This is a genomic window from Gaoshiqia hydrogeniformans (assembly GCF_049347105.1).
Classification (GTDB): Bacteria; Bacteroidota; Bacteroidia; order Bacteroidales; family Prolixibacteraceae; genus Gaoshiqia; species Gaoshiqia hydrogeniformans.
In genome coordinates, this window is sequence record NZ_CP186334.1 from 3401082 (window position 1) to 3412849 (window position 11768).

Genomic DNA, 11768 nt, shown 5'->3' on the forward strand with positions numbered 1-11768 from the left:
TGTTAATTTGGCGCTATTCAAATGAAGGAAGCGCAAAAATTTCGGTGATCTCTATTTTTCGGATAAACATTTCTCCGCCTTCCGATTGTATCTGAATTTTCCCTTTCGATAAGGGCAATACCTGTTCGCTAACAAGTTTGCCGGTATTTTCGCATTCCATCACTTTTTGGCCGTTTACCACATGTATGGTTTTTTGTCCGAAACAATACAAATCAACCACATTCCACTGGCCAACCGGTTTTTCCGCATCGTTTTGTTTGCGGGCAATTTTACCTCCCTGCTGGCCGTTGCCAAAAGCCGTTTGAGTGCCGTTTTGATCGAAAACCTGATTGTTTTCAAGCTCATTCACCCTGATTTCGGCATACGTATCGGCCATCATGTAGGCATCGCCAAGATTGCCGTGCATCAACTGCAGTTCGATGGAACTCTTCCAGGTGTCAATTCCGGCGCCAAAGGGTCCGTAGCTGTGATAAAGCAAGCCACTGTTGCGGTTGGTAAAAACTTCGTCTCCCCATCTGAATTCAAGCCGGAGATGGTAATTTTCAAACTCTTTTTTGCTCGACAGCGAAGCATTCACATCTCCCGAAACGCGAATTAAGTTCTCTCCGTCTTTTTCAACCACCGAGAAAGTACGCGCGGGTGTTGCTTTTTCTTTTAGTTCCTCAAATCCTTTAAGCGCCGACCCGATATAAATTTCCCAGTTTTTGAGGTCTTTACCGTTAAAAAGGGGTTTCATTTTTTGTGCGTGTGATCCTAGCGGAAGAAGGCTGATCAGGATCATAAACGTGCTTGGAATTAATCTCATATTCTTTGGATTAGGTAATAAAAAAACTGTTCTATAAAGATAGAACAGTTTTTCAAACAAAAACCAATGCTTTTTTTAATGAATTTCCGCAAGAAGTTCTTCAGCCCGTTCTAATATTTTTGTGTCGTCAAGTAAAACAATCCCGCCATTTGGCCCTGGTTCAATGTGTAAACCGACTGATCTTCCCCGGTCGTAATTGGCACCTCCAAAATAATTCCTGACGGTTTCAACTTCAATGTTAAATTCCTGTGCCAATTGGCGGATTGAACCGTCAGGTAAGCTGTCTTTAATTTTGCGAAGCTCGTTGAAAGTGATTTTTCTCTCCATGGCAGTAAAAATTTATAGGTTATTAAATTTGATCGTAAACTTCCTTTAAAGTTAGAATTAATAATTTAATAATGTATCCGTAGCGTGTGGTTTGAATAAGTTGTTTATGCGATTTTTCCGGGACAGAGACCGAATGTAACCTCTTTTATTTAGCTGAAAGCTTTTTCCTGTGCGGATTTTAGACCTTACTGATCTAAATTATTGATCATGAATGTTAAAAAACATTTTAACAATTTTTAACCGCGCGGTTTTTTGCCCGAAACGGGATGGCGCTGTCAATGAGATGCATAGCTGTAACAGACCTATATTCCCCTTTTTAAACTGTCGTAAATTACCTGATGCATGGATGTTCTCAGGTTTAGGCCGGTAAGTTTTGAATTGGAACGCGTGGGGTAAATCCGGTTGGTGAAAAAGATGAAAAGGATGCGGTTTTTGGGATCGGCCCAGGTGAATGTGCCGGTGAAACCGGTGTGCCCGTAACTTGCAGGGCTGGCGTCGACGGCGGGAAATGCGTTTTTTAAGGTACTCCTTTGATTGTTGATGTAGGGTTTATCGAAACCCAGTCCGCGGCGGTTGTTTCTCAGGGGGTACTGTACCCGGCTAAATTCGGCCAGGCTTGCCGAATCGAGAAATTGTTCTCCTCCGTAATACCCGTTTTGCAGGTACATTTGCATGAGCTTGGCCAGATCGTTTGCCGAACCAAATAAACCTGCGTTGCCCGATACCCCGCCCAACATCGCCGCAGCTTCGTCGTGTACAAAACCCCGGAGCAGTTCGTTCCTGAACAACTCGTCATATTCGGTCGGGACAAAGCGCTGTACCGGAAAAAAACGGTAGGGATTGAACGTTACGGTGGTTGCACCCAACGGTTTGTAAAAAGTCTCTTTTAGGTAAGCTTCGTAATCGCACTGGCTCAAATCTTCAATAATTTTTGGGAGAATAAGAAACGGCAGGTCAGAGTAGTTGTATTTTCCCCGGGTAAGATAGCGTGATTCCAGAATTTCGTCGTAGACCTGATCGCTTAATTTCTTGTTCAAATATAAATTGGAAGAAATACGGATGTCATGCCTGTTTGTTGGGCGGTCGTTGAATACCGATGTTAACTGCCCGTTTTTTTTTACCAGGTTTTGCCACAGGGGGACTCCGGCAATCAGCCCGCTTTGGTGGGCCAGCGCTTCCCGCGAGGTAAATTTGTCTTTCTCCGTATTTCGGAAAGGCGGCCAGTAAAACGAGAAAGGCAAGTCGAGATTAAACTTCCGTTCGCCGTGCAGCCGGATCAGCGCGGGAAGGGGAGCGGTAATTTTTGTAATGGAGGCCCAATCATACAAGTGGTCTTTTTCGACCGGTGTATGCTGGTCGTAAGCCAGATACCCGTAACATTTGTGAAGAATCACCTTGCCGTTCACGGCAATCAGCACCTGGCAGCCCGGGTAGGCTTTTTCCCGTAAGCCTAAATTGGCCAGGCTGTCAATCCGGTCTTCAAGGTATTGCGATGATATGCCGGCTTCTTCGGGGATGGTGTACTTTAGCCGCTTGTTTTTTTTTATATCGAATCCATCATTCAATTTAAAGTGAGCGTTTACATGCACCGGAAGTTTCCCGTTTGCATGGATGGCGCCGAATATTGCCTGGGCCGCCAGTTCCTCAGTCATCCTGTTTTCCTGATAACTGACCAATAAGCCATCACAGGTTTCAACTCCCGGGATATAATCGAGTGCGTAGGGATTGCCGAACAGGGCAACGACCTGTTTCTTGTGTGTGGTTTTCAGGATGAATTCAGCGATTGACGAATCGACGCCATACATTTTAGTTCCCCCGAGGTTGAGATTATGAATGCCGATAATCAGCAGGTTATAGGGCCTCATCGCCCTGGCCAGCTGTTCAATATCCTGGGCGGTAGCTTGCTTTTTTAGGTTGAAATAGTCTACATCCAGGTAGTTGGCGGTCATGCGTTGAAAAGCGGTTTCGTTTGTCGTGCCAACAGAGACGACCGCGATTTTCAAACTGTCCAGCTTTTGCAACGGAAGCAGTTGGTTTTCATTTCGTAAAACTGTCAACGATTGCTCGTGCAGCAGGCGTTTGGTTAATTCATAACCTGGTTTGAACAGGTCGGCACGAAGATTTTCGGGTGAAACCCGGGTGTTTTCATCGAGTTGAAGCCACTTTTTCAGGGCCAGTACTTTCCGGCATTTCCAATCAATTTCTTCCAGACTGAGTTCGCCGTTTTCCACCGCTTTTTTTACCGCATTCACCGATTCTTCGAGCCTGGGAACAATCTCAAGCATGTCGTTGCCGGCGATGAGCGCCCGGGCGCTGGCTTCCCCCGACGGAAATTGGTTGGTTACTCCCTGCATGTTCATGCCGTCGGTGATGATCAGTCCGTTGAAATGGTATTCGTCAATCAGTTTGCCCTTAATAATCAGCGACGATAACGACGATGGCAGTTTGCTGTCGGGTTCCAAAGCCGGTAGTTGCAGGTGGCCGGTCATGATGCTGCCGATTCCGCTGTCGATCAGTGCTTTAAACGGATATAATTCAACTGTTTCCAGTCGTTCCAGGTCATGATTGATAACCGGCAGGCCCAGGTGTGAATCGGTTTTTGTATCGCCGTGCCCCGGGAAATGTTTCGCGACGGCCAGTACTCCGGCATCCTGCAGGCCTTTGGCATACAGCCATGATTTACGGGCAACGGCCTGCTGGTCTTCGCCAAAACTCCGGTAGTTGATTACCGGGTTTTTAGGATTGTTATTCACATCGGCCACCGGAGCAAAATTTACATGAACGCCAATGCGCCGGAGTTGTTTCCCGATTTCAAAGCCCATTTGGTAAATGAGGCTGTCGTGCTGAATGGCGCCTAAGGCCATTTGTACCGGATATTTCGGCGAGTCTTTAAGTCTGAAGCCCGGGCCCCATTCTGCATCCATGGTAATCAACAGCGGAATCCGGCTTACTTGCTGAAACCGGTTGGTCAGTACAACCTGGTCGACCGCATTGCCCTGCATGAAAATAATCCCTCCGATGTGAAATCGTTGAATGTCGCTTAGCACCTGGTCGCTGGTCTTTCCGTTTTCGCTGTACGCCTGAACAATGAACAGCTGGCCGATTTTCTGTTCAAGGCTCATTTCCTTTAAAACAGAATCGACCCAGGTATGGCCGAGATATTTCAGAAAGTCCGGAGTTTTCTGGGCTTTTAAATCGTGAATATTGAATATAAAAAGAATAATAAATATCGGATATGAGATTAATTTCTTCATGGTTTCAAGTTTTCATGCCATAATGAAGCAACGCTAAAAGTTACTTGCATGGTCTTCGTTGCCGGACGAAAATTCGTAAATTTTCCCTGAATTGGAGACCTGTTATGAATCATTAACAAATTTTCCTGCAACAAAGGAATATTTTATGGTCTCTTCATGTTCCGGCGGCCGATGGCGATTTTATCCGGATGGTCGTTAGGCAGGATCAGGACGATTTTTTACCTTCGTGAAACCAATTCTTTTGAACATGAAATCAATCTTTTTGCTGTTTTTGGTTTTTTATATGGAATTACTCTCGGCTCAACCTGTAAAAACAGGAGCCGAACAGCCCGAGCTTTATTTACCCTTGCTCGAAGGTAAAAGACTTGGCCTGGTTGTGAATCATACAGCGATGATCGGACAACAGCATTTATTGGATTATTTGCTTGAAAAGGGAATTTCTGTTCAAAAAATTTTTTGTCCGGAACATGGATTTCGGGGTGATGCCGATGCCGGGGAAGAAATAAAAGATCAAACCGATGGAGCAACAGGACTACCGGTTATATCCTTGTACGGGAACAATAAAAAGCCGGCTCCTGAACATCTAAGCGGGCTTGATGCTGTGGTTTATGATATTCAGGATGTCGGGGTTCGATTTTATACTTACCTAAGCACCATGCACTACGTCATGGAGGCATGTGCAGAAAATAAGCTGCCCCTGATCATTTTTGACCGTCCCAATCCAAACGGGGATTACGTGTCGGGCCCGGTTCTTGATCCGCGGTTCAAATCATTTGTGGGTATGCATTCCATTCCGGTGGTTCACGGATGTACCCTGGGCGAACTGGCCGGGATGATTAACGACGAAGGCTGGCTGAAGGATGCCGTTCGTTGTGATCTGACCGTGGTTCCTGTTAAAAACTATACGCATCAGACCCGGTATTCCCTGCCGGTAAAGCCATCGCCAAACCTGCCAAACGACCTGTCCATCCGGCTTTATCCATCGTTATGTTTTTTTGAGGCTACGCGTGTCAGCATTGGAAGAGGAACCACTTTCCCGTTCCAGGTAATCGGGTATCCCGATCCGAAAATGGGCAGCTTTCAGTTTACCCCGGTAAGCATGGCCGGGATGGCAAAAAATCCTTTACAGGAAGGAAAGCTGTGTTATGGTGAAGATCTTCGGGATGTTTGTTTGAACCACCGGTTTACGCTGTCGTATTTTTTGAAATATCTCAGGAAATTCTCCAACGAAGCTGAATTTTTAAGCTCCGAACGCTGGTTTAACCTGTTGGCCGGTACCGATAAGTTGCTTGCTGATATCCGGGCCGGGAAAACAGAAGCCGAAATCGAAGCGTCATGGAAAGATGAACTGACCACCTACCTCGGGCTGAGACGTAACTATTTGCTGTATCCCGACGCCAATTGTAACGAATAATCTCCCGGGTTTTTAGCTCCTGATCTTTAATAGATTGTTAAGCTTTTGAAGGACTTCACATCACAAATGAAAAAAACCGGATGCTTGTTTTTTTAATCACAAAAAAATGTTAAAATTTGTGAAAATCATTTTGTACTTTAGTATACTAATCAGCAGTGAAACCTCGTTAAACCTAAAAGCCGCCGGTGAAAAAACTGTTCTACATATGTTTTGTCTTTCTCATGCTGATTTACATGATTTCGTGTGAAGATGAACGCTATTTGTCGTCGGCTGATGTAAAACTGGCTTTTTCTGTTGATACCGTGATGTTTGATACCATTTTCACCACCATTGGTTCTACCACGCAGCACCTGAAAGTATACAACCCTTACGATCAGAAGATTTTAATTTCACACATCCGGTTGGCTGGTAGTAAAGACTCCCCGTTTCGTTTAAATATAAACGGGTTTCCCACGGATGAACTTTTTGATGTGGAAATTGGTCCCAAGGACAGTATCTATATTTTTGTCGAGGTGACCATTGACCCTTCGGGCATGGATTTACCCATTGTTGTGAAAGATTCGATCGAGTTCCTGACCAATGCAAACCTTCAGGATGTTGATTTGGTTGCCTGGGGGCAGGACATCGTACTGGTAAAAGAACATATTACACGATCGACAACCTGGACAGCAGAAAAACCTTATCTGGTTTATTCGAATACGAAAGTTGATACGGCTGTTGTTCTGACGGTTGAGCCAGGGGCAAGGATTTATTTTCACCATGGCACCGGACTCTATGTCCAGGGAAAAATCATCGCGGAAGGAACATTGGCTCAGCCGGTGGTTTTTCAGGGAGACAGGCTGGAAGATGTCTATCAGAATGTGCCGGATCAGTGGAATGGAATCCTCCTGTTTTCCGGCAGTTATGATAATAAATTTCAGTATGCTGAGATCAAAAATGCCAACATTGGTTTGCAGGTTGGCACAATCGAAAACGAAGGTTATGCCTCGGTTGTTTTGGCCAATACAAAAATATACAATCATGCCTATGCCGGGATCTTTTCGTTGAAGTCAAAAATCAGAGCCTACAACTGCGTCGTCGCCAATTGCGGTTATTATGCGGCAGCCTTGCTGGTAGGAGGTGAATATGAATTTTACCACACCACCATCGCCAATTATTGGGGAGGCTATTCATCCCGGACGCGTTCTACCTCTTCACTCATGATCTCTGATCACGTGATCGTTGATAAATCCAACGGTTCGAATAAAACCTATGTTGGTGATTTAAAAAAGGCCTATTTTGCAAACAGCATCGTTACCGGCAACATTATTACCCGAAACGAACTAAACCTGATAAAAACCGGCGAGGTTGATTTTAACTTCAGGTTTGATCATTGCCTGTTGCAACTGGCTGATACATTTAAAGTAACAAACGGGAATAATTATTCAGGTATTCTCAAAGGTGTCGATCCGAAATTTATTGATCCGTACAATAAAATGATCTTTGAACTGGATACGCTCAGTCCGGCCAAAGATGCCGGTTCAGTCGATGTTGGCGTTCTGTTCCCGTACGATCTGCAAAATAAAAGCCGGACCAGCGATATTGCTCCTGACTTGGGCGCTTATGAACGAGTGGAGAAAACCAAAAAATAGGCTTGACCGGTTTCTGCTGCTGATTCTGCTATTTGTGCTCCCGGTTATTTCGGATGCCCAGTCACAGGGGGCGCCGGCCGAATACCACTTGCTTTTTTATAATGTCGAAAATTTGTTTGATGTTCACGACGACCCCTTAACGGCCGATGATGAATTTTTGCCCGGAGGGGTGAGGCGTTGGACTTACAAGCGCTACCAGGAAAAGTTGAACCGGGTTGCGAAAGTCATTCTGGCTTCATGCGGATTTGATTTGCCTGTCGTTATTGGTTTATGTGAAGTGGAGAACCGGCAGGTATTGGAGGATTTGACACAGAAAACAGCCTTGGCCGCTTTCAATTACCGGATTATTCATAAAGATTCGCCTGACAGCCGCGGAATTGATGTAGCCTTGCTGTACCGGGCCGATCTGATCTTACCGCTCGAATACGACTATTTGCCATTGAAGGGGCAGGAAGGGAAAATTATCCATACCCGGGAAATTTTATACGCCGTTTTTCGCTTTCCCTCGCAGGATAGTTTACATGTCTTTTTTAACCACTGGCCGTCGCGATACAGCGGACAGGCTGAAACAGAACCGGCGAGAATACGGGCGGCAAATACGCTGAAAAATGCCGTTGACTGCATCAGGGCAAACCATGCTGAGCCCCGCGTGGTGATCATGGGTGATTTTAATGACCAACCGCAAAACGAAAGTTTAAAAGAAGTGCTCGAAGCCCGAACCGAAGGCTTACCCGGACAGGCAGGGGAACTGATCAACCTGTCGGCCGGATGGGCGCCGGGAGGCACCTTAAAACACCAGCAAAGCTGGCAAATTTTCGATCAGGTCATTGTCTCCGGTGATTTATTGAAGGGAAAAGGGTTGAGCACAACGAAAAACGGCGCCTCAATGGTTGATTTGCCTTTTTTATTCGAACCTGATCCCCGTTTTAAAGGGAAAAGGTTATTCCGGACGTATTACGGTTTCAAATACCAGGGCGGTTTCAGCGACCATTTACCGGTAAGGCTTAAATTGCAGCTTAACGACTAACCGGTTTTAAACCCATCCCGGCGGCTTTTTTCAGCATAAAATTATAGGCTTCCTGGTAATCGTTGTGAATCTCGCCGTCCAGAATGGCTTCTTTGATCGCGTTTTTTATCAGTCCGACCTCGCGACAAGGAGTAAGACCAAAAGTTTCCATAATTTCCTCTCCAGAAACGGGTGGTTGAAAATTGCGGATGTGGTCACGCTCTTCCAGGTCTTTCAGTTTTTCACGCACCAGTTGAAAGTTCTTCAGATAACGTTTAACTTTTGATTCATTTTTCGAGGTGATATCCGCTTCGCAGAGTGTCATTAAGTCATCAATATCATCGCCGGCTTCGAACAGCAGGCGGCGGACTGCCGAGTCGGTGACTTCTTCTTCCGACAGCACGATTGGGCGCATGTGCAGCGAAACCATCTTCTGGATGTATTTCATCTTCTCATTCAAGGGTAGTTTCATCCGGCGGAACAAGGCGGGAAGCATTTTCTCTCCGACGTGGTTATGCGCATGAAAAGTCCATCCGATCCCGGGCACAAACCGTTTGGTGCGGGGTTTGGCAATATCGTGGAGCAAAGCCGACCAGCGCAACCACAGGTTATTGGTGTTGGGGGCAATCCGGTCGAGAACTTCCAGGGTATGCAGAAAGTTGTCCTTGTGTGCAATACCGTCAACCATATCGATCCCTTTCATGCGGTGCAGCTCCGGGAAAATCAGTTTCAGCAGGCCTGTTTTGTCCAGCAGCTTGAACCCTTTGGACGGTTTATCGGCCAGAATAATTTTGTTGAGTTCTTCTAAAATCCGTTCTTCCGAAACGATTTTGATGCGTTCGCTGTTTTCACGGATGGCATTTAAGGTGTGTTCTTCGATCACAAAATTCAATTGTGTGGAAAAACGGATAGCCCGCATCATGCGCAACGGATCGTCCGAAAAGGTGATGCCCGGTTCCAGCGGTGTGCGGATTATCCGCTTGTTCAGGTCGTCCAACCCGTTGAACGGATCAACCAGTTCGCCGAATTTATCTTTATTCAGGCAAATGGCCAGCGCATTTATGGTGAAATCGCGTCGTTTCTGATCGTCTTCCAGTGTGCCGTCTTCGACCATTGGTTTGCGCGAGTCGCGTTGATACGATTCTCTTCGTGCCCCGACAAATTCCACCTCCAGATCCTGCGATTTGATCATGGCTGTGCCAAAATTTTTAAATACGCTGACCGGAGTTTTAGGGCCCAGCCGTTTGGCTACCCGTTGAGCCAGTTCAATTCCGCTGCCAAGGGTTACCACATCAATGTCTTTCGAATTTCGTTTTAAAAACAGGTCTCTGACAAATCCGCCGATGACGTAGCACGACTGTCCCAACAGGTCTGCTTCTTCTGAAATAACTAAAAATATAGGGTGTTTTAAATGCTCTCTCATGAATCAATTTTTCAGTTTTAAACGTTATTTAAAGTAAAAACATGTCAAATTGTTTAAAACCGTGACAAAATTACAATTATTTCGAAACCCTGGAGAGCTAATTTTCCGATAATTTTATTGGCACAGAACTTGATATGAAAATATCAATAAATTTATATATTTGAATAATTAAAATAAAAAAGCTATGTTGGAACATCTAACCAAAGAAACATTCAAAGAGAAAGTTTTCAATTTTGAACAAAATAAAGATTGGAAATACGAAGGCGACAAACCCTGTTTGATTGATTTTTATGCCGACTGGTGCGGTCCGTGTAAAATGGTAGCTCCAATTCTGGAGGAACTGCAAAAAGAATATGGCGACAGTTTGCATATTTATAAAGTAGATACCGAGGATCAGCGGGAGTTGGCAGCCATGTTTGGGATTCAAAGTATTCCGTCGTTGCTGTTTGTCCCCGTTGACGGTCAGCCGCAAATGGCGATGGGCGCTTTGCCGAAGTCGACTTTTGAGCAGGCGATCGGTGAAGTGTTGAAAGTTGAGAAACCGGTCAACTAAGTTCAGTTCAGGGAAGAATACCAAAATAGTCAGGCTAAATTTTTTCGAGGACTTTTTCCAGTTGTATTCCTCTGGACCCTTTGATCAGAATTAGCTTGTCTTCCATTGTTTTTTGTTGATACAGGTAGTTGATGAGAAGTTCGGCTGATCCGAACTTCTTTGCTTTTAGGGGGGTATGTGTTTTTGAGAAGCAGTCGCCGACAAGAAAAACCGACTGTATATTACTTTGGGCAATGAAGTCGGCAATTTTTTGATGTTCCTGCTCCGAGTATGCCCCTAGTTCGAGCATATCGCCCAGGATGAGCACTTTGTCGGGATGGTTGATTCCTTCAAAATTCTGTAAAGCAGCCATCATGCTGGTCGGATTGGCGTTGTATGCGTCCATAATAATTCGGTTGCTTCTTTTTTGAATGAGTTGGGAGCGGTTATTATCGGGTTCGTAGTTTTCGATTGCCTGCTGAATTTTTAACGGATCAAGGTCGAAGTGTAAGCCGATGCGTGCTGCGGCCAATATGTTTTCTGCATTGTAATTGCCGATCAGTTTCGATTTTAGATAAAGCCACCCTTTTGGGAAAAGCGCTTTAACGGTCAGGTAATAGGCCGATTCTTCCACCTGTCCCCGAAGTTGTGCTGCAGCGCCTGTTCCATAGCTTAGCTGATCAAGTCCGACGGCCTGTTTTACCAGCAACTCATTATCGGCATTGACAAAACATTTTCCCCGGTTTTCACGAAGGAAATCGTACAACTCGGATTTTGTTTTAACCACTCCTTCGAACGAGCCAAATCCTTCGAGGTGAGCTTTGCCGATGTTGGTGATGATGCCGTAATCGGGCCTGGCAATCCGGCAAAGCCCGGCAATTTCTCCGGGATGGTTGGCCCCCATTTCAATAATGGCGACCTCTGTTTGTCCGGTCATCGTGAGCAGGCTAAGGGGGACGCCGATGTGGTTGTTCAGGTTGCCTTGGGTAAAGGTTACCCTGAATTTTTGACGCAGAACGGCAGCGATTAATTCTTTTGTGGTGGTTTTCCCGTTTGATCCGGTAATCGCGATCACCGGAATATTAAGTTGTTCCCGGTGCCAGGTGGATAGCTGCTGCAAACTTTCCAATACATCGTTTACCAGGATCAGTTTGTCGTTGCCGGCTAAGGCCGGATCGTCGACAACGGCATAGGCTGCTCCTTTTGCGAGGCTTTCTTCGGCAAATTCGTTTCCGTTGAAGTTTTGGCCTTTCAGTGCGAAAAAGATACATCCGGCCGGAATTTTCCGGCTGTCGGTTGAGATAAGAGGATGTTGACAGTAAAGGCGATATAATTGTTCTGTGTTCATTTTTCGGAAAAAAGAAAACCTCATTTCA

9 protein-coding genes are annotated in these 11768 nt (G+C 45.5%); 4 read left to right on the forward strand and 5 right to left on the reverse strand.

Annotated features, from left to right (window positions below):
* Positions 1 to 13: 13 nt before the first annotated feature.
* From ACOIT5_RS13755 to ACOIT5_RS13765, 3 genes are all read right to left on the reverse strand, one after another.
* Positions 14 to 736, reverse strand: a complete 723-nt coding sequence (locus tag ACOIT5_RS13755) for a 3-keto-disaccharide hydrolase (RefSeq protein ID WP_423126730.1) — start codon at positions 734 to 736, stop codon at positions 14 to 16.
* A 144-nt stretch (positions 737 to 880) separates the two neighbouring features.
* Entirely contained in the window at positions 881 to 1132 is a 252-nt protein-coding gene (locus ACOIT5_RS13760) for a DNA-binding protein (RefSeq protein WP_423126731.1), read from the reverse strand.
* Positions 1133 to 1434: 302 nt separating this feature from the next.
* Positions 1435 to 4386, reverse strand: coding sequence for a glycoside hydrolase family 3 N-terminal domain-containing protein (locus ACOIT5_RS13765; RefSeq protein WP_423126732.1), 2952 nt, complete (start codon positions 4384 to 4386; stop codon positions 1435 to 1437).
* Positions 4387 to 4633: 247 nt separating this feature from the next.
* Here ACOIT5_RS13765 and ACOIT5_RS13770 point away from each other — a divergent pair, with 247 nt between their 5' ends.
* From ACOIT5_RS13770 to ACOIT5_RS13780, 3 genes are all read left to right on the forward strand, one after another.
* Entirely contained in the window at positions 4634 to 5800 is a 1167-nt protein-coding gene (locus ACOIT5_RS13770) for an exo-beta-N-acetylmuramidase NamZ family protein (RefSeq protein WP_423126733.1), read from the forward strand.
* Between the two features lie 185 nt (positions 5801 to 5985).
* Positions 5986 to 7431 carry a hypothetical protein gene (locus tag ACOIT5_RS13775; RefSeq protein ID WP_423126734.1) on the forward strand — a complete coding sequence of 482 codons (1446 nt, stop codon included), beginning with the start codon at positions 5986 to 5988 and terminating at the stop codon, positions 7429 to 7431.
* On the forward strand, positions 7403 to 8458 hold the full coding sequence (locus tag ACOIT5_RS13780; RefSeq protein WP_423126735.1) for an endonuclease/exonuclease/phosphatase family protein: 1056 nt from the start codon (positions 7403 to 7405) through the stop codon (positions 8456 to 8458). The genes ACOIT5_RS13775 and ACOIT5_RS13780 overlap by 29 nt, the downstream gene beginning before the upstream one ends.
* Here the strand turns inward: ACOIT5_RS13780 and ACOIT5_RS13785 are convergent.
* Positions 8448 to 9860 (reverse strand): CCA tRNA nucleotidyltransferase, encoded by a 1413-nt coding sequence (locus tag ACOIT5_RS13785; RefSeq protein WP_423126736.1) that lies wholly within the window; start codon positions 9858 to 9860, stop codon positions 8448 to 8450. The genes ACOIT5_RS13780 and ACOIT5_RS13785 overlap by 11 nt on opposite strands.
* Positions 9861 to 10044: 184 nt before the next feature.
* On the opposite strand from ACOIT5_RS13785, the gene trxA reads away from it, so the two are divergent.
* The gene (gene trxA / locus ACOIT5_RS13790; protein WP_423126737.1) at positions 10045 to 10413 is read left to right on the forward strand and encodes a thioredoxin; all 369 of its coding nucleotides are present in this window, start codon (positions 10045 to 10047) and stop codon (positions 10411 to 10413) included.
* A 34-nt stretch (positions 10414 to 10447) separates the two neighbouring features.
* On the opposite strand, the gene ACOIT5_RS13795 is transcribed toward trxA, so the two are convergent.
* Positions 10448 to 11740 (reverse strand): UDP-N-acetylmuramoyl-tripeptide--D-alanyl-D-alanine ligase, encoded by a 1293-nt coding sequence (locus ACOIT5_RS13795; RefSeq protein ID WP_423126738.1) that lies wholly within the window; start codon positions 11738 to 11740, stop codon positions 10448 to 10450.
* Positions 11741 to 11768 lie beyond the last annotated feature (28 nt).

What these genes read in the sequence shown, in the direction of transcription:
- ACOIT5_RS13770 (WP_423126733.1), top strand. Translation starts at nt 4,634, where the DNA reads ATGAAATCAATCTTTTTGCTGTTTTTGGTTTTTTATATGGAATTACTC.
- trxA (WP_423126737.1), top strand. Translation starts at nt 10,045, where the DNA reads ATGTTGGAACATCTAACCAAAGAAACATTCAAAGAGAAAGTTTTCAAT.
- ACOIT5_RS13760 (WP_423126731.1), bottom strand. Translation starts at nt 1,132, where the DNA reads ATGGAGAGAAAAATCACTTTCAACGAGCTTCGCAAAATTAAAGACAGC.
- ACOIT5_RS13755 (WP_423126730.1), bottom strand. Translation starts at nt 736, where the DNA reads ATGAAACCCCTTTTTAACGGTAAAGACCTCAAAAACTGGGAAATTTAT.
- ACOIT5_RS13785 (WP_423126736.1), bottom strand. Translation starts at nt 9,860, where the DNA reads ATGAGAGAGCATTTAAAACACCCTATATTTTTAGTTATTTCAGAAGAA.
- ACOIT5_RS13765 (WP_423126732.1), bottom strand. Translation starts at nt 4,386, where the DNA reads ATGAAGAAATTAATCTCATATCCGATATTTATTATTCTTTTTATATTC.
- ACOIT5_RS13780 (WP_423126735.1), top strand. Translation starts at nt 7,403, where the DNA reads ATGAACGAGTGGAGAAAACCAAAAAATAGGCTTGACCGGTTTCTGCTG.
- ACOIT5_RS13795 (WP_423126738.1), bottom strand. Translation starts at nt 11,740, where the DNA reads ATGAACACAGAACAATTATATCGCCTTTACTGTCAACATCCTCTTATC.